Genomic DNA, 26,522 nt, shown 5'->3' with positions numbered 1-26,522 from the left:
GATGGCACAATATATCTATGAATTGGAAATGAAGGTGCGCGATTACGAATGCGACCTGCAGGGCATCGTGAATAATGCCAATTATCAGCATTACCTGGAACATACCCGCCATGAGTTTCTGACCTCAGTCGGTGTAAGTTTTGCGGCGCTTCATGAGCAGGGCGTAGACCCGGTAGTGGCGCGCATCAATATGGCTTTCAAAACTCCGTTGAAGAGTGGGGACGAGTTTGTATCCAAGTTATATATGAAGAAAGAAGGCATCAAGTATGTATTCTATCAGGACATCTTCCGCAAAAGTGATAATAAAGTAGTAGTGAAATCCACTGTTGAGACGGTATGTGTGGTAAACGGACGTTTGAGTGACAGCGAATTGTTTGATAACGTCTTTGCACCTTACCTGAATGAATAGCTCCGAAGAAGAACAAATTTATAGCATCGCTTTGACAATGGTGCCCGGCATCGGGCACATTGGAGCGAAACATCTTATAAGCGGGATGGGCAATGCCGTTGATGTATTCCGCCTGCGCAAAGATCTGCCGGAACGTATTCCTGAAGTAAGCCGGCGGGTAGTGGAAGCGTTGGATTGTCCAGAGGCTATTGCTCGTGCGAGGCAGGAATATGAATTTATCCGGAAGAACCGGATTTCATGTCTTACTTTTCATGACGAGGCTTATCCTTCCCGTTTGCGGGAGTGTGAGGACGCCCCTGTCGTTCTTTTCTTTAAAGGAAATACCGATTTAAATTCCCTTCATGTAATAAACATGGTAGGAACCCGTAATGCCACGGATTATGGGACCCAGATCTGCGCCTCCTTCTTGCGGGATCTGAAAACGCTTTGTCCTGATGTGCTGGTGGTCAGCGGGCTTGCTTATGGGATTGATATCCATGCGCACCGCGAAGCGTTGGCTAATGAACTGCCTACGGTAGGTGTCCTTGCACATGGTTTGGACCGTATCTATCCTTATGTTCATCGAAAAACGGCTGTCGATATGCTTGAAAGCGGCGGGCTGCTAACCGAGTTTATGTCCGGCACCAATCCCGACCGTCATAACTTTGTCAGCCGTAACCGTATTGTCGCCGGTATGTGTGATGCTACAATTGTCATTGAATCAGCAGAGAAAGGCGGTTCGCTGATTACTGCCGAACTTGCCGAAAGTTATCATCGCGATTGTTTTGCTTTTCCCGGTCGTGTGAATGATGAATATTCAAAAGGATGTAACTTGTTAATCAGAGAAAACAGAGCTTCTTTGCTATTATCAGCCGAAGATTTTGTGAAAGCAATGGGCTGGGATATGTCAGTAATCCCTTCGGAAAAAGTAAATATACAACGTAGCCTTTTCCTCGAACTGTCCGATGAAGAGCAGAAAATAGTCACTATCCTGGAGAAACGGGGAAATTTGCAAATTAATTCTCTGGTGGTGGAAGCGGATATTCCCGTGCATAAGATAAATGCTATTCTTTTCGAACTGGAGATGAAAGGAGTGGTTCGTGTATTGGCAGGGGGGATGTATCAATTATTGGCTTAGTCCGTATATAGGCATAAAAAAAGGAGCAACGCCTTGCTCCAACCTTTGTTAACCTTAAATCTAATACTATGAAAAAAATCACATGACAAATATAAGTCTTCATCTTGTTTTTTCCAAATCATTTTACCGTATTTGTTTCTCTTTTGAATTCTTTTACGGATTTTCACTGTTAACGGGCACAATGTGCTTCTATTCCCAGTGATGTTCGAGATTCTGTATGGCTTTATTACTAAGGTTGCTTTAAATTTCTTCACATACCGGCATATCCGTTCCTTTATACACCACCACAATTTTATGAAGCTGTGCGGTCATGGCAAGCGTGAAGCCGTGGACGAAAAACTCACCTTTCTGTTTGTCACGCTGGGAAGTGTAACGTTTCAGGCAGTTGGCAATATAACCGAAATAGGCTTTCCAAGAGCCGTCATAAGCAAGGGCGCTGGTCAGTTCGTTCTTCTCGTAACTGCTGAAGCTAAGTTCGGCTTCGTCATAAGTACTCAGCAGATAGGTGTAGATTTGTTCGCGGACTACTTGGTTGGGGATGGTAAGTTTGGTCTTATTCTTCGATAATTTATGCCTTTATTGAGGTTTTCTTTGAATACAAATAAAGGTAGGGTCTTTTTGTTACTTCTCCAAACAAACATTCCATAACTTCTTTGCACACTTCTATTTGGGGGCAATGATAGATAAATATTAGAAAACAGACATGAAAAGAGGATGAAAAATCATCACCTCGTTGGTTTAAAATGAAGGCTGCCTTGGTTTAAAACCAACGGGGTGTTCCTTTTAATGGAAAAAATCAGATTTATATTATCTTGAATATTAGATGCTTATATATCTTGCTTTTTTTCTGATTTTATTTATCTGCCAAACCGGTCGGACTTCGGTGTGTACATCTCCGGCCATGGAATATTCTTCACTCCGTCCCCGATGTAGAAGCCCAAATGCGGTGGCTGATTATAACCTACATTTTGCCAGGCGATTCCTAAGCGGTACATAGGGTCGTGCATTAGTGTATACAGGCGATGTTCAGTAGGGATAGTAGTGGTATAAATGTGTAGTTTGCTCGGGTCTTCAGCATCACAGAGTACAACTTCTTCCCGCCAGTCTCCCAAAATATCCGCACTGATGTTAGGAACGGCTTTACTGCCGCTGGTATGTCGGGCTCCTGTAAAAGTGTGTAATGTTACGGGTTTCCAGCCATTCCATTTGGTTATGACATTTTTATTCAGAATTTCGTCTTGCAAGTCACCATCCCAATAGATGCGGAAACTGATAGATGGTTTTCTGTCTGCAATTTTCTCCCCTTTGCAATTATAAACACCCGGTGCTCCTGAACTCCACATCTCAAATCCTCGGTGATTAGGGTCAATATCTGCGGCTAGTCCGCGTCCGTTATCTCCTTTAGTGGGACCACCCCAAAGAATTTCTCCGGTTCGTGCATCATGCATTTCGTAGCCATAAGTCTGCCAGGCCTCTTTTTCTTCGTGTACTTCCCATACCTGATAGCCCGGCCGGTCAGGATCCAGATTGGCTACATGCATGGCATCACCATGTCCCAGTCCGGTACGATAAAGCACAGTCCCATCATTATTTATCACACAAGAGCCGTAAATGATTTCATCACAACCGTCCCCGTCAACGTCTGCCACAGACAGATTATGATTACCCTGCCCGTAAGCTCCTTCTCCTTCTGTATCAGAGATATGTATCCACCGTTTCATCAGCTTTCCTTTAGCAAAGTCATAAGCTACCAAAGTCGTTTTCGCATAATATCCGCGGCACATGACAACGCTTGGGCGTGTTCCGTCCAAATAGGCGACACAGGCTAGAAACCGGTCTACGCGATTCCCGTAACTATCTCCCCAGGAGCTCACTTCTCCACGCTCCACCTCATACGGAACAGTATGCAGCTCCTCTCCGGTTTCTCCACTGAAAACGGTAAGATACTCAGGTCCTTGTAATACATAGCCGCATGTTTTTTTGTTCATTTCCAGGTTCCGCCAGTCTTTATCCGGATCATCCGTACCAAGAACAATCTTCTTTCCTTTTCCGTCCACAGTTCCGGGAGCTGTTTTGCAGATTAGCTCTGCTTTGCCGTCGCCATCGAAGTCATATACCATGAATTGCGTATAATGTGAACCGGCACGGATGTTTTTTCCGAGATTAATTCTCCATAGATGCTTTCCGTCCAATTTATAAGCATCCAGATAGACAGGACCTGTAATTCCGGAATAAGAATTATCAGTCTGGTTGGAAGGGTTCCATTTTACTATAATCTCATATTCACCGTCCCCGTCCAAGTCTCCTATGCTGCAATCTCCCGGAACATAGGTATATTCTTGTCCCTCCGGATATTCTTGGGCAGTTCCGTTCGAACGATTCAAGGCGATGCATGGTGGGGTAATTCCTTTCTCCGGACGGTTTAGTTGTATAGTCAGGAATTCCTGTTCCCAAGGTTTCACCTCTTTGGAAGTACCTGTTTCCTTACCTTTTACAACCGCTTTTACTACATACCTGTCTTCTATATTCCCCGATTTGTCGGTCAGGTTAGTTGCCTGTCCGGCAGATACAGATTTGAATAACTTTCCGTTTTTATAGACATTGAACGCTACATTCTTTTCGTTACCCAATACACGCCAACTGATGAAAACTCCGTTTTCAGTTTTCACAGCTACTAATCCTCTGTCTAAAGCTTCCATTTGCCTTTTCATTCCATAGGCCGGAGTCACTGTTCCTTCTATGAGGAGACTGAAAACCAAAACTGAAAAAAGTACTATGTTCTTCATTTTGCAGTTAATTAATTATTTATAATTGATAGGCAAAGGAAGGCATTTTCCATCCGTAATTGATGTACAAAGATACAAAAACATGGAAAAAACGGAGGTAAACTTCTTATGTCTCTCTGTATTTTGCAGGTTTGAATTGTAGTCAATGGAATAGTATTATGATACATCCGGTACAGAAGTTTTCGTCTTACATTTGTTGCAAACTAATTAATGTATTATTAAAATTATATCCATGAAAAGACTACTACTACTCGTTGTAACCTTATTTGCCGGATGGAACATCCTTTCGGCACAGTCTCTTCCCGACCGGAAAGAAACACTGAAAACATTGGTGAAAGTCAATGATTATTTTATGAAAAAGCATGCTGATTTTACCCGACCCAGCTATGTGAGAAAATTCAGGCCCAGTAATATCTGGACTCGCGGGGTATATTATGAAGGGCTAATGGCGCTGCATACCATTTATCCCCGTTCGGATTATTATGATTATGCATATGGCTGGGCGGATTTCCATAAGTGGGGATTACGTGGCAGTAACATTACGCGTAATGCAGACGACCATTGTTGCGGACAGGCTTATATCGAACTTTATAAGATTTCTCCCGATCCGGCGAAAATAAAGAATATCAAAGCTTCAATGGATATGCTGGTAAATACTCCTCAAGTGGACGACTGGACTTGGATTGACGCGATACAGATGGGGATGCCTGTTCTTGCCCAGTTAGGCAGGCTGACAGGCGAACAGAAATACTATGATAAAATGTGGCAGATGTATTCTTGCTCCCGTAATGAGATAGGCAATGGACTGTTTAATCAAAAAGAGGGACTGTGGTGGAGAGACGCTAATTTCGTTCCTCCTTATAAAGAGCCTAACGGAAAGAATTGCTTTTGGAGCCGAGGAAACGGATGGGTATATGCCGCATTGGTGAGAGTCCTGAATGAGGTTCCGGAGAATGATACACATCGTATGGATTATATAAAAGATTTCCTGTCAATGAGTAAAGCGTTGAAGGCTTGTCAGCGCACAGACGGCTTCTGGAATGTAAGTTTGCATGATGAATCCAATTATGGGGGGAAGGAGACATCAGGAACCTCCTTATTTGTTTATGGCATGGCATGGGGAGTGCGCAATGGATTATTGGATAAAAAAGAATATATGCCTGTCATTGTAAAAGCATGGAATGCTATTGTGAAAGAGGCTGTACATCCGAATGGTTTCTTGGGATTCGTGCAGGGTAGTGGCAAAGAGCCTAAAGACAGTCAGCCGGTAACTTACAAGAGCGTTCCTGATTTTGAAGATTACGGAGTAGGATGCTTCTTGCTGGCTGGTACGGAGGTGTATAAAATAGATTGATGATAAAACTTGATAAAACATTGATATTTTGAAGTATGGGAAGATTTAAAGTTTTGAAGTTATTATTTCTCTTACTGCTGATACCTATGCTACTGGGGGCTAATAATAGAGAGAAATACAATTTTAATTCTCAATGGTTATTGCATATTGGTGATGTTCAGGGAGGAGAAAAGTTATTTTTTACTGATAAGGATTGGAAGAAAATAACTCTGCCTCGCGCTTTTAATGAAGATGAGGCTTTTAAAGTTGCTATTAAAGAAATGACAGATACCGTTTCCTGGTATCGTAAACATTTTAAGCTACCGAAAACAGCCAAGGGGAAAAAAGTATTTATAGAGTTTGAAGGAGTACGTCAGGGAGCCGATTTTTATTTGAATGGTAAACATATTGGGCTACATGAAAATGGAGTAATGGCTGTAGGCTTTGATCTGACACCGTATTTGAATTTTACTGGGGAGAATGTAATAGCTGTACGTACTGATAATGATTGGAAGTATAAGGGGCGGGCTACCGGCAGTCGATATCAATGGAACGACAATAACTTTAATGTTAATTACGGAGGTATTCCTAAAAACGTATGGCTGCATATCACGGATAAGTTATACCAAACATTACCTTTGTATAGTAACTTACGAACGACAGGAGTGTATATCTATGCGACAGATATATGTACTAAGAGCCGTAAAGCATTTGTTAATGCAGAATCTGAAGTACGTAACGAATATGATAAATCGTGCAATGTAAGCTATGAAGTATGTGTATATGATTACGACGGCAATTGGGTAAGTACTTTTAAAAGTGCTCCGGTGATAGTAAAATCTAAAGAGACAGTAAAGCTAAAAGCTGCCAAAGAATTGGAAAATCTGCATTTCTGGAGTTGGGGATATGGTTATCTTTATGATGTAAAGACAAGGTTGATAGTGGATAACAGGATTGTTGACGAAGTAGTAACTAAAACAGGTTTCAGAAAGACTCGTTTTAGTGGCGGAAAGATATGGCTGAATGACCGGGTTTTGCAAATGAAAGGATACGCCCAGCGTACAAGTAATGAATGGCCGGGAGTAGGCATATCGGTACCACCTTGGATGAGTGACTATTCTAATGGCTTGTTGATTGAGCATAATGCGAATTTCTTTAGATGGATGCATGTTACACCTTGGAAGCAAGATGTTGAATCATGTGACAGAGTAGGAGTGATACAGGTAATGCCTGCCGGAGATGCAGAAAAAGATGCCGTTGGCCGTTGGTGGGGACAGCGTTTGGAGCTAATGCGTGATGCTATCATCTACTTTAAGAATAATCCGAGTATATTGTTTTACGAATCAGGTAATGAGTCTATAAGTCGTGAACATATGCTTGAAATGATAGCTATTCGTGATATGTACGATCCTTATGGGGGAAGAGCAATAGGTTCTCGTGAGATGCTGGATATCCGTGAAGCTGAATGGGGCGGTGAAATGCTTTATATAAATAAGAGTGAGCATCATCCGATGTTTGCCACCGAATATTGTCGTGATGAAGGTCTGCGTAAGTATTGGGATGAATATAGCTATCCTTTTCATAAGGAAGGAGCAGGACCTTTGTATAGAGGGCAGGATGCAAGTGCCTATAATCATAATCAAGATATGTTTGCTGTAGAATTGATTCGGCGTTGGTATGATTATTGGCGTGAACGGCCGGGTACCGGAAGGAGAGTTAGCTCCGGTGGTGCTAAAATTATTTTCTCGGACACACAGACGCATAGTCGTGGTGAAGAAAATTATCGCCGGAGTGGAGTCGTGGATCCGTTGAGAATACCTAAAGATGGATTTTTTGCTCATAAAGCCATGTGGGACGGTTGGGTTGATACGGAAAAGGAACATACATATATCATTGGTCACTGGAATTATACATCTAAAGTGACTAAACCTGTGTATGTGGTTTCTTCAGGTGATAAAGTAGAATTATTTGTAAATGGTAAATCAAAGGGCTTCGGCAAACAGGATTATCGTTTTTTATTTACGTTTGATTCTGTCCAGTGGGAGAAAGGAATAATTGAAGCAGTGAGCTATGGCGAGAATAACAAAGAATTGAGCCGTTATTCTATAAAAACGATAGGAGAACCTCATCATCTGAAACTCACATTTATGCATGGACCAAAGGGACTTTTTGCAGATGGGGCTGACTTGGCTATACTGCAGGTTGAGGTTGTAGATGCGAATGGTGATAGATGTCCGCTTGCTGATAATATGATTAAATTTGATTTGCAAGGACCTGCCGAATGGCGTGGAGGCATTGCGCAAGCTACAGACAATTATGTATTGGCTAAAGAGCTTCCTGTCGAGTGTGGTATAACAAGAACTTTGATTCGTTCGACTGAACAGGCGGGTAATATCATGGTAAGGGCTACGACAGCTGGTTTACCTTCAGCAGAGCTATCATTAACCTCTAATCCTGTTGAAGTAAAGGACGGACTTAGCACGTTTTTTCCAAGTGAAAAGTTGATTAGTCGGTTTGACCGTGGTGAAACCCCGTTGACTCCTTCTTATCAGGACTTAAAAGTAGACGTAGGAATAAAATCCGCTATTGCCGGAATAAATAGTGAACAGGCTATTTATAGTTATGATAGTAACGAATTAAGTGAATGGAAAAATGATGGAAAATTGAGTACGGCATGGATTACTTATCATTTGGAGAGAAAAGCAGAAATAGATGATATTTGCATTAAATTGACTGGTTGGCGGAAACGTTCTTATCCTTTGGAGATTTTTGCAGATGATAAACTTGTTTGGAGTGGAAATACGGAAAAGAGTTTGGGGTATATTCATCTATCTGTCAAGCCTGTACGAACGGATAAAATAACTATCAAGTTGAAGGGAGAGGCAAAAGAATCGGATGCTTTCGGACAAATAGTGGAAGTTGTTGAGCCTAATGCTGGTGATCTTGACCTTCTTAGGGTAAAAGGCGGTGAAAAAACAAATAATGAATTGAGAATAGTGGAAGTTGAATTTTTGGAAACACTAAAGAAATAAATAGGATTGTGTTTGTTTAAGGTTGCCCCGGCTAGTTCTTTAATTTGAATTGGTTGGGGTTTATTCTTTGAAGACTAATAAAAAGGGCTCCTCATTTTGTTTGAGAAGCCCTTACCTATTGAAAACTGATAAGAGAGGGGAATATCTTAATTAATGAGTAAGTTGTTTTACCTTTATTGTTTTTTCATGTGTACATATTATTTTTGATTTCTCGTCTTGATAAACAATATTTCTAGATTTTTCACCTCTAATGTTGGTATATAATTCTCCCGCTGGAACTGTAAAAAGTACATTGTCGAATAGGATATTTTGTCCGTCCAAAATACTAATTTTATTATCTTGTGAGTTGATTTCCAGATTACGTAAGATAAATCCGTTAACATCATTCATTGCAGTAATGAGTTCTTGACTGTTGATTTTGCCGTTCTCAATAAGAATATTGCTACAGGGTACTTCCGGAATGCCATTGATGCTTAATACTTTATGGGCTGATTCTACAATAAAGTTCCTTATCTTTATATCTTTTATGACAGGAGTCAGTCTGTTCACAGCTCTTGGTGGAATGCGACTGGCCAATTCTCCCATATATCGTTTGCTGCCAAGCAAATCCCACTTAAAAGCTTCTCCTACATTCGTCATGCGTATATTTTCATATAGAATATCAGATACTCCTCCGGCTCGATTGCGGCGGGTTTTAAACCGTATTCCTACTTGTGTTCCATCGAACACACAGTCATGTAGGTAAATATTCTCTATTCCACCTGCAGTTTCACTTCCACAAGTAATGCCACCATGTCCGTCTTTGGCCAATGAATAGCGGATTACGACATTCTCGGTAGCCTTACCTACACGTAGTCCATCCTCAGCGCGTCCGGCTTTTAAAGTGAAGCAATCATCTCCACAATTGAGTGTGGAGTATTCTATCAGTACATTCTTACAGGATTCAATGTCGATACCATCGCCACTGGGAACTCCAATCGAATTTACAGTAATACCACGGATTATTACATTTTCACAGTAAATCGGACAGATGTTCCAGAATGCGCTGCGTTCCATAGTAATACCTTCAACCAATACATTAGTACAGTTAATGGGCGAGATTGTTTTTGGGCGATAGAATCCCCTTCCGTTCATACCGTCAAATATTCGTTGCGCTACCGGAGTGGTTGACGATATGTCATTTTCAACTACAGTATTTCCATTAGGTAGTTGTCTGATCTCCGCATTCATAGCTGGACCATAAATAATGCCCTTGCCGGTCACAGCTATATTATTTTCTCCGTTTGCATAGATGAATGCCCCGGCTCCCATAATTTCAATTCCTTCGTGGCGAGTGAACACTGCAGGTAAATAACTTTCTACAGTTCCGGGAAATTCTATTTCGGCTTCGTCTTCTAAGTGGAGGTTCACATTGCTTTTTAGCACAATACGCCCTGATTTCCATTTCCCTTTGGGGATGACGACAGTCCCCCCCCCTCGATTGTGAACGTCCATGATCGTTTGATTGACAATAAGAGTGATAGGTTCATCTGCTTTGGCTCCCTTATCTGATATGTTGACTGTCAATTCAGGAAAGACAGGCCTTTTAAGATCAGGCATCTGAAACGGTATTTTGCCAATAGGGGCAATTTCTTCCGGCATGGCAATGGCGCCTACCTTATCTATAGTTACAATCTTTGCAGATTCGACTTGAGGCTGACAAGAGACTGACAAAAAGGGAAGTGTCAAAGCCATTAATAAATACGGTTTATAAATTCTCATAACTATCAAGAAGTTTATTTAAGTGTCCATATACAAGTATCATTCAATATTTCTTTTCCGGACTTCCCTTCTACACGAATGACATTTTCTCCGGGAGAAAGGGTTATATTATCCCATATGATCCGGTTAATCTTATCTTTTTTCTGTTTACCGATTTTTTTGTCATTAAGATACAGAGTTGCCTCATTTAGGTTGCTATATACTTTGACTAACGTGTTTGGATTAGTACGTTCGGTGAATCTACGGCTACAAATGTAGAGCATCGGTTCCGAATTCCAGTTCGCTTTATAAAAGTAGAAGACATCTTTTTTTACTTTGCGATCATAGGTAATAGTACCTTTGTCGTTAATACCATCTGTATCTCCTTCCTGTCGGATAGAGGATTGTGCATCTGCGAATTGCCAAATAAACTTAGCCCATAAATAGGGGCGTTCGGTAAATGCTGTCCAATAACCTTCGTGACAGATTGCCTGATATTCTTCAGGATGTTCTCTTTTAGGACGTTGGGTATCATGGTCGAGGGGACATGCGTGTTGATGGATACTGGCGCCGGCTCCATATTCCGATACTCCCACTGGCTGGTTATTAGAGTTCTTTTTTACATCATCAAAAAACTTTTCGGCAGATTGTTGAGAGGTTTTCCAACCGAAATATTTATTCCAAGCAATAAGATCGGAACAACCCAGATAATTAGTTTGGTCTACACAAGTTGCAAAAGCAGTCAGACGGGACGGATCCAATTTTTTATACAATTCATTAATTTCTCTAACAAAAGGAACCGGATTATCATATTCTTGAAATTTCTTATTGTCGGTAATCAATAGCTCATTGAATATTCCCCAAAAACAAATAGAAGGGTGATTGAATTTTTGATATACCAGTTCTTTCAGGGATTGCTTGGCGTTATCCTCGAATCCTTTATTGTGTAAATAGCCGGTATATGCATATCCGCCGGGACCGCACATCGGGATTTCTGTCCATAATATAATTCCGTTTTGATCGCATAAGTCGTACATGGGTTCTGCGTGTGGATAATGTGCCAAACGCATAGCGGTCGCACCTACTTCTTTTATCAGGCTTATGTCTTTATCATAATCTTCTTGCTGTAAAGCACTTCCTTTACCTTTTACATCCTCATGACGGCAGAAACCATAGAGGTTCAGGTATTTTCCGTTTAGGAAGAAACCTTTTTCCGGGTCAGCATGAAAGTAGCGGAATCCCGTTTTTTGAGTTACTTTATCAATTACTTTGTCGCCATCATATAGTTCTACTGATACGTTGTATAAATAAGGATTCTCTTTTCCATTCCAAAGAATAGGATTAGTGATTGTAAGTGGCTGTTTGACGGTCTCCTCACTGACTGCTGTTATATTGCTGGTCACTTCTTTTCCATTAGTATCTGTGATGGTTGTTTTCAGTTTCAGACCGGATTTTACTTCTTTTAAAGAAAGAATACTCTCTACACAGATTTCGGCTTGTTGCTTGGTAATTCTATTCTGATGGATAAACACTCCTGGCGAGGCATAGAATACAGGAGAGATGCAATTCTTTTCTGTTATAATCAGATGACAAGGACGGTGGATTCCACCGTAGATATTAAAGTCTCCGCTAATTGGCAGGATGTCTGTACGATATGCATTACTTACCCACACTTCCAGATCATTATTACCATTCTGTACAAAATCTGTGATTTCGAAGCAAAAAGCTGTGTAGCCACCTAGATGTTGTCCTACAGTCCGGTAATTTATGAAAATGTCAGCGGCAGAATTGACACCTTCGAAATAGAGGAAAAGTCGTTTATCTTTCATTTCCGGAGTAATTTCCAAATCACGTTTATATACCATCATTTCCCGATTGTATGTTGTGGTACCTTCCAGATAATTCGCATTCCAAGTGTGAGGAAGGGTTACCGGAGTAAGTGATGCATCTTTCTTATTACTGGTGAGTGGTTTATATCCCCAGCCTTTATCCAATAGAATAGAGGTGCGAGGATGGTTCTCTGCAAGGATAGAAGAATGGAACAAGAGCCCGATAATAACGAGGCATAAAGTGGATAATTTGTGTTTCATAAATTATTAAGTTATAATTATTATGCAGAATTTTTATTGGCAAATATAGGGCGTTGTATTCTCTTATTCCTGTAATATAGTACGAAAACAAGTATTATGATGCAAAACAAATCGCAAAAATCAGGTGATGGTATATTTTGAACAGGAATACATATAAATGTATGGTGATTAAGGCTGTATTCATAAATTTGCGCTTCTTTTGCATAGTAAGAGCTAAAATAATGAAAGCTAGTAAAAATAGAATAATCATGAGAAAGATTACGTTTATATTTCTTTTGGGGGGCTTGTCATTTTTACAAATGTTTGCTCAAAATAAAATGATTTGTGATAATGCAGTGGAGACTAATTGGGATTCTGCACTGAGGAACGTGGAGATTCCTTCTGTTAAAGATGGCACTATTCGGCGAGCACTTATGTATAAGACTATTTGCAAAAGTCCTCAGCCTTTGGTGGTGAATCTTGATACTTGGAATAATGATTCTGTACAGAAGAATCCTTTAATCAAAGAAATTATAGCTCGTGGCTGGAATTATATTCATCCGAATTTAGAAGAAGTCAATCAAGAAGTGAGTGTAGTGAGTATTCTTGAAATGTTGGCCCATATTGAGGATGCAATTCGATATGCATTAAGACAAACTAATGCCAATCCCAATGATGTTCATATAATAGGTTCAGGAAAAGGTGGCGTTGCGACATTGGCAAGCTACATGAATCTTAACTATCCGGTGAAATCTTTTTCGGTTTGGGGAGCACTGAATGTAGATTTATCTTTAGAACATCAATGTTTGATTGAAAAGCGTAAAGATGCCCGATTGTTTATCTATGCTAAGATGAATGGGGGAGATAAAGATTCTCTTTCTGTTACACCGTCTTTGAATATATACAATCGATTAGTTGGAGAGTTAAAATATGGAATATTGAATATGGATGATATTAAGATGAAGGCGGTTAATGATCCTAGCCTTATATCTTGTTACGAAATATTTGATTTATTGGGTGAACGTAGTAATTTTGACAGCAAAAAGAATAGAAGGATGTTTGGTTATGATGTCTATTTGATACGTAAGTATAGTAACATACAGTTAACAGTTCTTGAGAGTGATTATGATCAAATTCCTCAGGCTTTAGGTTTGATACCTTACAATAAAATTACAGACCTAAAATATAATATCCTGACTATTGGTGATTCTAATGGGCAGAAAAAAGATGGGTGGGTTGCACAACTGAAGAAGATGTTACCGGAATCTACAATAATTAATTATTCAGAAGCCGGGCGTACTATTGGGTTTGACAATAATGGTAAGGAAAGATTGAATGGACTTAAAAATATCAATTCATATTTAGATCAGGCACAAGTTGAAAAGAAAAAGTATGATTATATTATTTTGTGTTTAGGAACTAATGATACAAAAAGAATATTTGAAGCCAGGCAGAATGAGGTTGTACTAAATTTTGAGAAACTTCTGAATAAGATAAAAATGCATAATCTGTATAAAGGTTCGGATACAAAATTAATTTTCGTAACTCCTCCTCCTCTCAGAGAGAAAAATATTAGTCTAAAGTTCCAAGGAGCTAGTCAGAGATTAAATAATTTGATACCGGAATTGATGTATATGGCTTCCAAAAAAGGTTTTAGTGTGGTTGATGTATATCATCCGTTATTAGGAATACTTGATTATTATGCTGGTGATGGAGTGCACATGGCAGGGGCTGGACAAGAAATTGTCGCCTCTAAAATAATTTGTACAATAATGGATAAATAGATAATTAGAAAAGTCATGAAAATATTCTTTTTCCTTATTTTAAACCTTATCATTTGTTCTAATTCTGCATTCGCTGCAAATAGGGAGGTTTATGTAGCCAAATATAAACATGATAAAATATGTGCTATTAGTTATACATTTGATGATGGGTTGGCAGAACATTATACAATCGTTTTTCCAGAATTGGAAAAACGGGGTTTTAAAGGAACTTTTTGGATATGCGGCTATTATACGGAACAGGGAATGGATGCAAAGGTTCCTCGAATGACTTGGATGCAATTGAAGGAAATGGCAAATAAAGGACATGAGATTTCCAATCATAGTTGGTCACATAAGAAAATGTCACGTTTGCCCTTAGCTCGTATTAAAGACGAGATAGAGAAAAATGATAGTGCAATTTTTGCTAACATTGGTATTATGCCTGTTACCTATTGTTATCCATATAATTATAAGCCAGATACGATTTCTCAGATAGCTTCTGAAAATAGGGTGGCAACACGTGTGAAACAATTTTCGATAGGTGGAAGTAAGGCAAGTCCTCAACGGTTTGCAAAATGGTTGGAAGACTTAATAAAAAACAAGGATTGGGGAGTAACCATGACCCATGGCATTAATTACGGATATGATGCTTTCAAGTCACCTGAATTATTTTGGGAACATTTGGACGAAGTGAAAAATATGGAGGATAAAATTTGGATAAGTACTTTTCGGCAAATCGCTTCTTATATAAAGGAGAGGAAAGAAATACAACTGAAAGTATCAGATAAAAAAGATGTGCTGGTTATTACTCCAAAATTGAAGCTAAATAAGGAACTTTTTGCGGAACCATTAACAATGATAGTCAGAAAGGAAGGAGTAAAAGGAGTAGTTGTTACCCAAAATAAAAAACGACTATCAGCAAATATCTTGGGGGATAAAATTATTTTTGATTTTAATCCTTATGATGGTTTAATAAAGGTGCGTTTAATTGAAAAATAGGATTCTGTACCATCTATTTGTACTGGATTGCATAATTAAAATATGTTCCTGTACTACATTTGCAATATGAAAATCACAAAATTGAATGTTTAAATTAAGTTTTTACTAATATGAAAATGAAATGTATGAAAAGCACAGAGTACGGCATTAGTTGTTTAAGTAGAGGAACTTTGTTTCTCTTTCTGCTAACTGTCTTTGTTTTGCAATCAGTTACGTTACTGGCTCAAAATGATCGTACTATCAGGGGTACAGTAATTGATGAAAATGAGGAACCTGTTATTGGTGCAACGGTTGTTGCTATCGGTACCAACCGTTCTACTATTACAAATCTGGACGGTGCTTTTGAATTAAATCTTCCATCTACAGTTAAAACTCTGGAAATTTCTTTTTTAGGATATAATAAAGCAAAGGTCCAGTTGAAAGCACAATCAACTTATAAAGTTCAATTGACAGAATCATTGGTTCAATTAGATGAGGTAGTAGCTATAGGGTATGGTTCTGCCAAGAGAGGTAATCTGACAGGTTCTGTGTCCAAAGTGGATGCTTCGAAAATTGAAAATCGTCCGGCGCCGAATATTGCTTCTGCATTGCAAGGTATGCTTTCAGGGGTGGAAATCCGTTCAACAAGTGGAGCGCCTGGAGAAGAGCTTGAGATTCGTGTACGGGGAGCAGCATCGATTAATGCTGATGCGGTACCTTTATATGTATTGGATGGGATTCCGGTAGATAATCTGGGGAGCATTAATCCGAACGATATTGAGTCGATTGAGGTGTTAAAAGATGCTTCTTCTTCTGCTATCTATGGTTCACGTGGTGCAAATGGCGTTATTTTGATAACGACGAAAACTGCATCGAAGTCTGATAAAGTACGTGTTGATTTTTCTGCATCTTATGGTATTCAGCAATTGGAGAGAAGGGTAGATGTTTTGAGTCCGGAAGAATGGATTGATTTTCGTACTGCATATAATAATTATAGATATGTAGAGAAATATGCTGCAAAAGGAGCTACTGCTAATGATGATTGGGAAACTCGTTTAGCTATGAATGGTGGTAAGATTAGTTATTATTACATGAATGACCCTCGTTGGTCACAGCCTAATTATGGTGGTTTGGCATTGATAGACTGGCAGGATGAGTTTTTTCGTTTGGCTCCTATACAGAATTACCAACTATCTGTATCTAATGGTAATAAGAATAGCAAATACCGTCTTTCGTTGGGATATATTGATCAGCAAGGTGTTGCTATTGAAACAAGCTATAAACGTTTGAATCTACGTGCAAATGTAGAGTCTCGTTTGTTTGATCGTATCACAATGGGATTTAATATTGCTCCGACTATGACTTGGAATGAAGGAGGGAGCATTGAAGGAAAAGATCAACAGGCGCAGAAAGTTTTGTCTATGTGTCCTATAGCTGAGCCGGAAGCAGGGGTATATGAGGGTGCAGAGCCTTATGATAGTTATTTGTGGGCTAGTTCCAATGTGAGTCCAATAGCTTTTATGGAGCAGAATGTTAATCATCGGGAAAATATTAATGTAAACTCTTCTGCTTATTTGAAAATTGATTTATTGAAAGGGTTAAAGTTGGAAGCAACCGGCTCTTATATTTTTTCAAGTCAGCATAGACGTATCTTTACTCCAAGCTCAGTTCTGAAGAAATGGGAAGTGGGTGAAGGATATCATACAAGTGCAAATCGTTCTGATACACGTTCCCATAAATATTTGTTCCAAACGATATTGAATTATAACAGAACTTTTCGCAAGCATACGGTAGGCTTGATGGCTGGTTACTCTATGGAGTCTTCTTCTGGGGCATCAAGTAGTTTGTCTGCAAAGCAATTTGCGGATAACTCTTTAGAAGTTTTTACTTTGAATGATCAGGCGATTACCGGAGCATCTGCTACTTTAACGACTCCTAGCCGTTTACTTTCTTATTTCGGACGTTTTCAGTATGAATACGATAATCGCTATCTATTGACAGCGAGTATTCGCCGGGATGGTTCTTCGCGTTTTGGCAGGGAGAATAGATGGGGTACTTTTCCTGCTGTATCAGCAGCTTACCGTGTCTCGAATGAGAAATTCTGGCCTAAAGATTTTGTGATGAATCAATTAAAGGTGCGTGCAAGCTGGGGACTGAATGGTAATAATTCCATCTCTAATGGTGCTGCATTAGGATTGATGGAAAGTGCAAATTACTCATTGGGAAGTTTGGTTAATGGCTTTGCGCCAAGTTCTATTGACAACGAAAAACTGGGTTGGGAAAAGACACATAGCTGGAATATTGGTATAGACCTAGGATTCTTTAATAACCGTATTGTGCTGGCTGCCGACTATTATGATAAAACGACCAAAGATCTTTTGTATAAAGTTTCTGTTCCTGCCATTATGGGATTCACCAAAGCTTGGGGAAATATTGGTAGTATAGGAAATAGAGGTTTTGAATTGGAACTGACAACTCAGAACTTGACAGGGAAGCTGAATTGGAGTACATCCTTAAACGTTTCTTATAATAAAAACGAGGTAAAGAGTCTGGGAGAAGATAATACTACTGTATTTATTGGTTATAGTGATTCTAATACTCAGGTATTTATGGTAGGTCAGCCATTGAGAGCTTATTATATGTATGATGCTGTCGGAGTTTATCAGACTAAAGAAGATTTGAAGAAATATCCTACCATGACAAACTCACAGGTGGGAGACGTGAGATATCGCGATGCTAATGATGATGGAGTTATTAATGACCAGGATCGTACATTAGTAGGTAAACCGTCACCTGATTATACTTTTGGTTTCACAAACTCGTTCAGATATAAAGATTTTGATTTGTCTATTCTGCTTACGGCTCAAACCGGTGGTAAACTTTACAGTGTGTTAGGCCGAGCTATGGACCGTCCAGGTATGGGAGCTTCTATTAATGTATTAGCTAAATGGAAGAATATGTGGAGATCGGAAGAAGAACCGGGAGATGGAAAAACTCCAGGTATTGATAATAAAAATACAAGTTCGTTATATGACTCACGGTGGTTATATAGTACAGACTTTATAAAGATAAAAAATATTACTCTTGGTTATCGTATTCCCGTTAAAAGGTTTAAATATCTTAGCAGTGCCCGTTTGTATATGTCGGCAGAGAATGTTTGGATGTGGGATAAATATGACGGGGGATTCTCTCCGGAATCTAATAATGGTGGTAAAACTGCAGATTATGATTATGGAGCTTATCCTCAGCCAAGAACGATTACTTTGGGAGTTAATGTTACATTTTAATAAAACGGAAAATTATGGAATTGTATAAATACATATTAGGTGGAGCTTTATGTTTAGGATCGCTCTTTTCATCATGTAGTGATTGGTTGGAAGTAGAACCAGTAGACACTCGTACAACAAACTATTATTATAAGACACCCAAAGAGATGGAACAAGCGTTAATGGGGATTTATAATGGATTACTTCCTGTGTCGGAATATTCGTTATTAATGTCGGAACTTCGCTCTGATAATGTTTGGTGTGGTGAATATACCGGAGCCCAACGGGATTATTTGGCTATTAGTACCTATGATCCTAATTTGGCTATTACTTCCACTATAAGTGGAGCATGGGAAGAATTATACCGGATTGTATATCGTACCAATGTATTTCTGTCAAAAGTTGATGGAGTAACATTTATCATAGAAGGAACAAAAGAACAGATGATAGGGGAAGCGCGTTTTTTAAGAGCGTTGGCCTATTTTGATTTGGTACGCTATTTTGGACGCATACCTTTGACTCTATCTCCTTTGACTATTACCGAGGCTATGTCTGTTCCACAATCAGAAGCGCATGAAATTTATGAAAAAGCCATAATACCCGATTTAGAATATGCTATAACTAGTTTAAATGATGCTCCTACTGATTATTTGGGAAAGGCAACTTCCACAGGACGCGCTACTTTGCAAGCTGCACAGTCTTTACTTGGCAAGGTTTATTTAACTATGGCAGGTTATCCTTTATATGATGAAAGTAAAAAAGAATTAGCAAAAGACTTATTTGAGAAAGTAATAGATTACGCTGACGCAAAAAAGAAATTTTGGGCGAAAAATGCTGATGAGTGGAAGAGGATATGGATTAGTGACAATGATAATAAATATCATATATTTGAGATTCAATATATCGCAGCTAAAGATTATGGTAATCCGATGGCAGGTATATGTACTCCTAAACTTCCCTCCCAATATACCGCAGTACAATTGGCAGGATGGAGCATGGGATGTGCAGATGGTTTGAAAGAACTTCTGGGGGAAGAGAAAGATGCAGAAGGACATTACTTGGATGTACGTTGTCTGGCAACTATTGATACAACGAAATTTGTCAATAAAGACAACCCAAACCAAATTACTAGATATTCGGGCGATGATTTCTTTATTAAATTTATGGAACATAAGATTAAGAGACAGGAACTGGGATATTCTGATATTGATGGGCAAATAATAGATCGTACTTATTTCCCTATTAATTATCCATTAATTCGGTTGGAAGATGTCATGTTAATGTATGCGGAGATTGTGGGGCCTACGGATAGGGGGATAGATATGGTAGATAGGATTCGTACTCGTGCCGGCTTGAGTGAATTAAGTGATGCGGAGAAAGTACCGGATAAATTCCAGAAGTGTATAGAAAAAGAACGTCGTAAGGAATTGGCTTTTGAGGGTATTCGCTGGCATGATCTTGTCCGTCATAATAATTTGCAAGCCGTGAAAGACAAGTTTATGCATTATGCTACTAATTCAGAAGGTAATATCACTCGCCCTCTAGTTGCTCAATATGCTGATCGTGTAAAAGAAGGTACTTATCTTTATCCGATTCCTGATACACAGATGAAAGTGAAAGAAGGATTATATGAACAGAATGAGGCTTATAAGTGATTAAAATATAATTGTTAATTTAGAATTAGTATCATTACTGTCCCGTAAAAGTGGATAAATAGTTCTTTGAAATAATTGAAATATAGTCTATTAGATACTACTTTTTAGGCGCGACGATTTGAAATCATACCTTTGAGGTCAATTAAGGTGACCTCAAATGAACCAAGATAAATATGTTTTCGCTCAGTTAGTAGAATTCTTGAACAATGATAAGTTCAGAAGACTTGTAGACAAGTATGATGGCAATCGTTATGTGAAACATTTCACTTGCTGGAGTCAGTTACTTGCAATGATGTTCGGTCAACTCAGTAATCGTGAAAGTCTTCGTGACTTGATTGTAGCTTTGGAAGCACATCAAGGAAAGCGTTATCATTTGGGATTGGGTCGTGAGCCCATTGCCAAAACTACGCTTGCATCTGCCAATCAGAATCGGGATTACAGAATCTTCGAAGATTTTGCTTTCTATATGATGAAGGAAGCATGTGAAAAACGATCGACTCACATCTTGGATATTCCAGGAAGGAAGTATGCGTTTGATTCCACTACGATTCCTTTATGTTTGGCTACATTCCCTTGGGCGAAGTTCCGTAAGAAAAAAGGTGGAGTTAAGGCTCATGTCCTTTATGACATAGAAGCACAACTTCCAGCCTTTTATACAGTAACTACAGCATCCAGGCATGATTCAACAGAAATGTCCGCAATTAATTATGAGCCAAATGCTTATTATATATTTGACAGAGCGTATGACTCGTTTAAAGAACTTTATCGGATTCATCTTACAGGTTCTTTCTTTGTAGTCAGAGCGAAGTCTAATCTGAAATGCAAGTTCTGTAAATGGAAGCGTAGAATGCCGAAGAATATCCTTTCAGATGCGGAAGTGAAACTGATAGGGTACACTTCTGAAAAGAAGTATCCTGAATCATTCAGAGTCATCCGTTTCTATGATGAAGAGGATGATCGTGAATTCACATTCCTGACGAATGCCAAACACATATCTGCACTTGATGTTGCCAATCTTTATAAGAAAAGATGGTTCGTGGAACTTTTCTTCAAATGGCTGAAACAACACCTTAAGATAAAAAGGTTCTGGGGTACTACCGAGAATGCGGTTCGAATACAGATTAGTGTTGCTATCATCACCTATTGTTTAGTAGCTATTGTCCAATATGATATGCAACTGAATCGTTCAACTTATGAGGTCTTGCAGATTCTTAGCATCTCATTAACAGATAAAACGCCTTTACAAGAGCTGTTTAATAAGACTAATTTCAATGATGTCAAAGAACAATTTAATCCCCTTATTCCGGGATTATTTGATTAATTAATAACTCGTCCCGATTTTAACGGGACACTAGTGAATTAGTATGAAGAATAAATTTCTTATATTATTGTATATCTTTACTTTTACATTTGCCATTAAAGGGTATACAACGGAATGCGGAAAATATAGTTTTAATAACGACTGGCTTTTAAAAGTAGGCGATATTCCTGATGCACAGAAAAGTCAGTTTAAAGATGATGATTGGAGCAAGGTAACACTTCCGAGAGCTTTTAATGAGGATGAAGCATTCAAAGTTTCGATAGAGCAACTGACCGATACGGTTATGTGGTATCGTAAACATTTTAAGATTGAAAATCGAGGCAATCGGAAAGTGTTTATTGAGTTTGAAGGAATACGTCAGGCTGGTGATTTTTATTTGAACGGACATCGTTTGGGAAAGCATGAGAATGGTGTAATGGCAGTAGGTTTTGATTTAACACCTTATATGAAAGACGGAGATAACGTGCTAGCTGTACGTATTGATAATAACTGGCAATATCGTGAGGTGGCAACAAAAGCCAAATTTCAGTGGAATGATCGTAATTTTAATGCTAATTATGGCGGTATCCCCAAAAATGTTTATTTGTATGTAAAAGATAGCGTTTATCAAACTCTTCCATTATATAGTCACTTGAAAACAACAGGAGTATATGTTTATGCGACTGATATAAATATAAAAGACTGTAAAGCAAAGATTCATGCGGAATCCGAGGTAAAGAATGATAGTCGTGAAGTTCGTCGGTTTAGTTATCAGGTGACATTAATTGATGCAGACGGTAAAATTGTAAAATCCTTTAGAGGTTCTGATATAACATTAAAAGCTGGAGAAACAAGAATAGTTAAAGCTGCCGCCGAAGTCGGAGATTTACATTTCTGGAGTTGGGGATACGGTTATCTTTACATGGTGAAGACTGCACTTGTAAATGCTCAGAAACAAATCTTTGATGAAGTAACAACGCGTACAGGTTTTCGTAAAACTAGATTTGGAGAAGGAAAGATCTGGTTGAATGATCGTGTCATACAAATGAAAGGGTATGCTCAACGTACTAGTAATGAATGGCCTTCGGTAGGAATGTCTGTTCCGGCATGGCTTAGTGACTATTCAAATGATCTGATGGTAAGAAGTAATGCTAATTTTGTTCGTTGGATGCATGTTACACCATGGAAACAAGATGTAGAATCATGTGACCGTGTTGGCCTTATTCAAGCCATGCCTGCTGGAGACTCAGAAAAAGATAGGGAAGGTCGCCAATGGGAGCAACGTACGGAGTTGATGCGTGATGCGATCATTTATAATCGCAATAATCCGAGTATTTTGTTCTATGAATGCGGTAATAACTCGATTAGCCGAGATCACATGCTGGATATGAAAGCTATTCGGGATAAATATGACCCGTTTGGTGGTCGTGCTATTGGTTCCCGTGAGATGTTAGACATTCGTGAAGCTGAATGGGGAGGAGAAATGCTGTATATCAATAAGAGTAAACATCATCCGATGTGGGCTACGGAATATTGTCGTGATGAAGGACTGAGAAAATATTGGGATGAATATAGTTATCCGTTTCATAAAGAGGGAGATGGTCCTTTGCATCGCAATCAACCAGCTACCAGTTATAATCATAATCAAGATGAGTTTGCAGTTGAATTAATTCGTCGTTGGTATGATTATTGGCGTGAACGTCCCGGAACGGGGGAACGAGTTAGTTCCGGTGGAGCAAAAATTATCTTTTCTGATAGCAATACCCATCATCGTGGTTCGGAAAATTATCGTCGTAGTGGTGTGACTGACCCGATGCGCATTGAGAAAGATGGCTTTTTTGCTCATCAAGTGATGTGGAATGGTTGGGTAGATACAGAAAACCACCAAACTCATATAATTGGTCATTGGAATTATCCGCTAGATACAGTGAAACCTGTGTATGTAGTATCTACAGGAGAAGAAGTGGAATTGTTTCTTAATGGGGAGTCTTTAGGTAAAGGCAATCGTGATTATAATTTCTTATTTACTTTTGATAAAGTTGTATTTAAACCGGGCAAATTAGAAGCTGTAAGCTATGATAAAAAAGGAAAAGAATTGAGTCGTTGTACTTTGGCAACTGCGGGTGAACCTGCGAATTTGAAATTGACAGTTATACAGAATCCCGATGGTTTCCAGGCAGATGGAGCTGACATGGCTTTAATTCAAGTGGAAGTTGTAGATAGAGAAGGAAAGCGCTGTCCACTGGACAATCGAATCATTAAGTTTGATTTGAAAGGGGAAGCTGAATGGCGTGGTGGCATTGCACAAGGTGAAAATAATTATATTCTTAGTAAGAATTTACCAGTTGAATGTGGTATAAATCGTGTCTTTGTCCGTAGTACTACAAAAGCAGGAAAAATAATATTAACTGCGAAAGCTAAGGGACTTCCCGATGCTTCTGTTTTATTGGAAACAATCCCTGTTACTATAAAAGATGGTTTGGGAACTTATTTACCTCAATATACATTGAAAGGGAGATTTGATAAAGGTGAAACACCTCGAACTCCATCTTATAAAGATACAAAAAAAGAAGTACGCATTGTTTCTGCCAAAGCGGGTGCTAATACACAAGATGTAGAAAAGAGTTATGATGATAATGAACTGAGTGAATGGGGTAATGATGGTGCGTTATCAACCGCTTGGATTACTTATAAACTTGAACGTGTAGCAGAGATTAATGATATCTGTTTGAAATTACGGGGATGGCGTAGAAATAGTTATCCGTTGGAGGTGTATGCAGGGAAAACGTTGATTTGGAAAGGAAATACGGATAAAAGTTTGGGTTATATTCATTTGGAAACTATTCCGGTACGTACAGATGAAATAACAATCTCTTTAAAAGGTAGTGCTACAGAAAGTGATGCATTTGGTGAAATTGTGGAAGTGGCAGCTACAGTGACCAATAAAATGGAACTACAAGATAACAAACAGAAGGGAAAACGCTATCTTAAGATTATAGAGGTTGAATTTCTTGAGAATGTGAAATGATATCTTGCTTAAATTGTAATAAGATTGATTAGACTAGTAAATGGTGTCGTTTTAATGAGAATTGAAACGGTGCCATTTTTTTAAGGAAGGAAGTTGTAATTTGTTAACTTAAATAGCGAGAAATGAAGATATATATACTTTTTGTGTTTGTAGGTCTATGTATGGTTACATCTTGTACAGATGATGAGATAATTGTTAATGAATCGGCAGTTTCGGAAATACCTGATTATTCTCCGGTAACTAATATGGCTTCTCCTTTGAAACGGATGTTATGGGCATCTATTAATAGTCGTCCGGATGCTTCGTTGAAGAAGTTTAGAGAATTTAATGACAAGATATTAGTTAGTTGGCGTATGTTTCCTATTGATGATGCTTCTACAGCATTTGATTTGTATCGTACCAGTGGTAATACTATGGAAATAAAGTTGAACTCAGAACCAATAAAGAACTCTACTAATTATCAGGATGTAGAGGCAGATCGTACTGTTGATAATACATATAGATTATGCTATGCCAATAGTAATGAAACATTGGATACTTATACAATTACGGCTCGGCAGGCTAGTGAAGGACTACCATATTTATCAATTCCATTGCAGAGTACAGTAAATGTGAGCCCTCTGCTTCTATATGAAGCTAATGATGCTAGTGTCGGTGATCTGGATGGAGATGGAATTTATGAAATTGTTTTAAAGAGACTGGTGCATACTTCGACAACAGATGGAGGTGAAGGTAGTACAACGAGCGAGGTCAGACATACGACCTTATTTGAAGCTTATAAGTTGAATGGGGAATTTATGTGGAGAATAGCTTCAGGTCCTAATATTCCTATGGGGAACTCGGCCTCGTTTGCAGTCTATGATTTTGATGGAGACGGAAAATGCGAGATTGCTCTTCGTACTTCCGAAGGGACGATATTTGGTGATGGAACGGAAATTGGGGATATTGATGGAGATGGAAAGACTGATTATCGGGTTCCTGGAGAAAATTACATTCATGGTGGGCCGGAATTTCTTTCTGTCATAGAGGGAGCTACAGGGAAAGAATTGGCTCGTACAAATTATATTTCTTTAGGGACAAGTGAGGATTGGGGAGACAATTATTATAAACGTTCCAGCAGTTATCGGGTTGGTTTGGGAAATTTTTCAGGGACAAATACTTCGATTTTGATTTGTAGAGGAGTTTATGATAAAATGGTTTTGGAGGCATGGGATTTTGGGAGTGGAAAATTGACGAAACGATGGAGATTTGATACCACGGATGGTATTCATGGTTCATATGCGGGACAAGGGAATCATAGTTTGAGTGTGGGTGATGTAGATGGTGACCGATTAGATGAGGTTGTATATGGTGCTTGTACTATTGATCATGATGGAAAAGGATTGAACAATTCAGGTTTTGGTCATGGAGACGCATTACATTTGGGTAAATTCGATCCGTCGAGACCGGGGTTACAGATTTGGTCTTGCTTTGAGACGGGAGCAGTCGGGGCGGCTTTCCGAGATGCTCACACAGGAGAAGTAATATGGAAATACGATGATTCTTCGGATATAGGACGTGCATTAGTTGCTGATATAGATCCGGAGTCTCCAGGTTGCGAAATGTGGTGGTTCAGGAGTAATGTATATTCATGTACTGGAGTAGACTTGGGTTATAAGTCACAATCCTGCAATATGGCGATTTGGTGGTCTGGTTCTTTGAACAGGCAACTTTTGAATGAAAGTGCAATTGACGCGCCTGTGAAGAATGCTTCTAATGACAGGATGTTTACTATTTATCGATATGATGTGACAACTGTTAATGGTACCAAATCCAATCCATGTTTCTATGGTGATATCACCGGAGATTGGCGTGAAGAGGTTATTATGATTACCAAGGATGGCACAGAACTGCGCATTTTTAGTACATGGTATCCTACTGAATATAAGTTTCCTTATTTGATGAGTGATCATGTCTATGAGATGAGTGCTGTCAATCAGAATATAGGTTATAATCAACCTACACAATTAGGATACTATCTTGGATCAGATTTGATAAAAAAATAAG

The 26,522-nt window shown here is 39.0% G+C and carries 14 protein-coding genes and 1 pseudogene; 11 read left to right on the top strand and 4 right to left on the bottom strand.

What is annotated here, in order from left to right:
- Position 1 precedes the first annotated feature (1 nt).
- Together ACGHVY_RS23355 and dprA are read left to right on the top strand one after the other, a co-directional pair.
- Positions 2-409, top strand: coding sequence for an acyl-CoA thioesterase (locus ACGHVY_RS23355; protein WP_390601914.1), 408 nt, complete (start codon positions 2-4; stop codon positions 407-409).
- Positions 402-1,526 (top strand): DNA-processing protein DprA, encoded by a 1,125-nt coding sequence (gene dprA, locus ACGHVY_RS23350; protein WP_390601913.1) that lies wholly within the window; start codon positions 402-404, stop codon positions 1,524-1,526. Before ACGHVY_RS23355 ends, dprA begins: the two co-directional genes overlap by 8 nt.
- A gap of 240 nt (positions 1,527-1,766) precedes the next feature.
- Here dprA and ACGHVY_RS23345 read toward each other — a convergent pair.
- Together ACGHVY_RS23345 and ACGHVY_RS23340 are read right to left on the bottom strand one after the other, a co-directional pair.
- Positions 1,767-2,087: pseudogene (locus tag ACGHVY_RS23345) on the bottom strand (hypothetical protein); the annotation flags it as partial.
- Positions 2,088-2,383: 296 nt separating this feature from the next.
- The gene (locus ACGHVY_RS23340) at positions 2,384-4,312 is read right to left on the bottom strand and encodes a rhamnogalacturonan lyase (protein WP_390601912.1); all 1,929 of its coding nucleotides are present in this window, start codon (positions 4,310-4,312) and stop codon (positions 2,384-2,386) included.
- A 232-nt stretch (positions 4,313-4,544) separates the two neighbouring features.
- Between ACGHVY_RS23340 and ACGHVY_RS23335 the strand changes: the two genes are divergently transcribed.
- Both ACGHVY_RS23335 and ACGHVY_RS23330 read left to right on the top strand, forming a co-directional pair.
- On the top strand, positions 4,545-5,666 hold the full coding sequence (locus ACGHVY_RS23335) for a glycoside hydrolase family 88 protein (protein WP_390601911.1): 1,122 nt from the start codon (positions 4,545-4,547) through the stop codon (positions 5,664-5,666).
- Positions 5,667-5,701: 35 nt separating this feature from the next.
- Positions 5,702-8,677 (top strand): glycoside hydrolase family 2 protein, encoded by a 2,976-nt coding sequence (locus ACGHVY_RS23330; RefSeq protein WP_390601910.1) that lies wholly within the window; start codon positions 5,702-5,704, stop codon positions 8,675-8,677.
- A gap of 150 nt (positions 8,678-8,827) precedes the next feature.
- Here the strand turns inward: ACGHVY_RS23330 and ACGHVY_RS23325 are convergent, their stop codons facing one another.
- Both ACGHVY_RS23325 and ACGHVY_RS23320 read right to left on the bottom strand, forming a co-directional pair.
- Positions 8,828-10,411 (bottom strand): glycoside hydrolase family 28 protein, encoded by a 1,584-nt coding sequence (locus tag ACGHVY_RS23325; RefSeq protein WP_117512475.1) that lies wholly within the window; start codon positions 10,409-10,411, stop codon positions 8,828-8,830.
- A gap of 41 nt (positions 10,412-10,452) precedes the next feature.
- Positions 10,453-12,507, bottom strand: coding sequence for a glycoside hydrolase family 2 protein (locus ACGHVY_RS23320; protein WP_390601909.1), 2,055 nt, complete (start codon positions 12,505-12,507; stop codon positions 10,453-10,455).
- 248 nt (positions 12,508-12,755) lie between these two features.
- On the opposite strand from ACGHVY_RS23320, the gene ACGHVY_RS23315 reads away from it, so the two are divergent.
- The 7 genes from ACGHVY_RS23315 (at position 12,756) to ACGHVY_RS23285 (ending at position 26,521) form a co-directional block, all read left to right on the top strand.
- Positions 12,756-14,270, top strand: a complete 1,515-nt coding sequence (locus ACGHVY_RS23315; protein WP_390601908.1) for an SGNH/GDSL hydrolase family protein — start codon at positions 12,756-12,758, stop codon at positions 14,268-14,270.
- A gap of 15 nt (positions 14,271-14,285) precedes the next feature.
- Positions 14,286-15,248 (top strand): polysaccharide deacetylase family protein, encoded by a 963-nt coding sequence (locus ACGHVY_RS23310; RefSeq protein WP_004302675.1) that lies wholly within the window; start codon positions 14,286-14,288, stop codon positions 15,246-15,248.
- Between the two features lie 125 nt (positions 15,249-15,373).
- Positions 15,374-18,514 carry a TonB-dependent receptor gene (locus ACGHVY_RS23305; protein WP_008646719.1) on the top strand — a complete coding sequence of 1,047 codons (3,141 nt, stop codon included), beginning with the start codon at positions 15,374-15,376 and terminating at the stop codon, positions 18,512-18,514.
- A 14-nt stretch (positions 18,515-18,528) separates the two neighbouring features.
- Positions 18,529-20,148 (top strand): RagB/SusD family nutrient uptake outer membrane protein, encoded by a 1,620-nt coding sequence (locus ACGHVY_RS23300; protein ID WP_008646718.1) that lies wholly within the window; start codon positions 18,529-18,531, stop codon positions 20,146-20,148.
- A 157-nt stretch (positions 20,149-20,305) separates the two neighbouring features.
- Positions 20,306-21,469: an IS4 family transposase gene (locus ACGHVY_RS23295; RefSeq protein ID WP_002561845.1), complete on the top strand. Its 1,164-nt coding sequence runs from the start codon at positions 20,306-20,308 to the stop codon at positions 21,467-21,469.
- Between the two features lie 43 nt (positions 21,470-21,512).
- Positions 21,513-24,476 carry a DUF4982 domain-containing protein gene (locus ACGHVY_RS23290; RefSeq protein ID WP_390601907.1) on the top strand — a complete coding sequence of 988 codons (2,964 nt, stop codon included), beginning with the start codon at positions 21,513-21,515 and terminating at the stop codon, positions 24,474-24,476.
- A 161-nt stretch (positions 24,477-24,637) separates the two neighbouring features.
- On the top strand, positions 24,638-26,521 hold the full coding sequence (locus ACGHVY_RS23285; RefSeq protein WP_390601906.1) for a hypothetical protein: 1,884 nt from the start codon (positions 24,638-24,640) through the stop codon (positions 26,519-26,521).
- Position 26,522: the final 1 nt, after the last annotated feature.

The sequence above is a fragment of the Bacteroides sp. f07 genome, assembly GCF_042854785.1.
Lineage (GTDB): Bacteria > Bacteroidota > Bacteroidia > Bacteroidales > Bacteroidaceae > Bacteroides.
This window is presented reverse-complemented; position numbering and strand designations above follow the sequence as displayed.

Coding starts and splice junctions, on each gene's coding strand:
- ACGHVY_RS23355 (WP_390601914.1), top strand. CDS start 2: ATGGCACAATATATCTATGAATTGGAAATGAAGGTGCGCGATTACGAA.
- dprA (WP_390601913.1), top strand. CDS start 402: ATGAATAGCTCCGAAGAAGAACAAATTTATAGCATCGCTTTGACAATG.
- ACGHVY_RS23340 (WP_390601912.1), bottom strand. CDS start 4,312: ATGAAGAACATAGTACTTTTTTCAGTTTTGGTTTTCAGTCTCCTCATA.
- ACGHVY_RS23335 (WP_390601911.1), top strand. CDS start 4,545: ATGAAAAGACTACTACTACTCGTTGTAACCTTATTTGCCGGATGGAAC.
- ACGHVY_RS23330 (WP_390601910.1), top strand. CDS start 5,702: ATGGGAAGATTTAAAGTTTTGAAGTTATTATTTCTCTTACTGCTGATA.
- ACGHVY_RS23325 (WP_117512475.1), bottom strand. CDS start 10,411: ATGGCTTTGACACTTCCCTTTTTGTCAGTCTCTTGTCAGCCTCAAGTC.
- ACGHVY_RS23320 (WP_390601909.1), bottom strand. CDS start 12,507: ATGAAACACAAATTATCCACTTTATGCCTCGTTATTATCGGGCTCTTG.
- ACGHVY_RS23315 (WP_390601908.1), top strand. CDS start 12,756: ATGAGAAAGATTACGTTTATATTTCTTTTGGGGGGCTTGTCATTTTTA.
- ACGHVY_RS23310 (WP_004302675.1), top strand. CDS start 14,286: ATGAAAATATTCTTTTTCCTTATTTTAAACCTTATCATTTGTTCTAAT.
- ACGHVY_RS23305 (WP_008646719.1), top strand. CDS start 15,374: ATGAAAAGCACAGAGTACGGCATTAGTTGTTTAAGTAGAGGAACTTTG.
- ACGHVY_RS23300 (WP_008646718.1), top strand. CDS start 18,529: ATGGAATTGTATAAATACATATTAGGTGGAGCTTTATGTTTAGGATCG.
- ACGHVY_RS23295 (WP_002561845.1), top strand. CDS start 20,306: ATGAACCAAGATAAATATGTTTTCGCTCAGTTAGTAGAATTCTTGAAC.
- ACGHVY_RS23290 (WP_390601907.1), top strand. CDS start 21,513: ATGAAGAATAAATTTCTTATATTATTGTATATCTTTACTTTTACATTT.
- ACGHVY_RS23285 (WP_390601906.1), top strand. CDS start 24,638: ATGGTTACATCTTGTACAGATGATGAGATAATTGTTAATGAATCGGCA.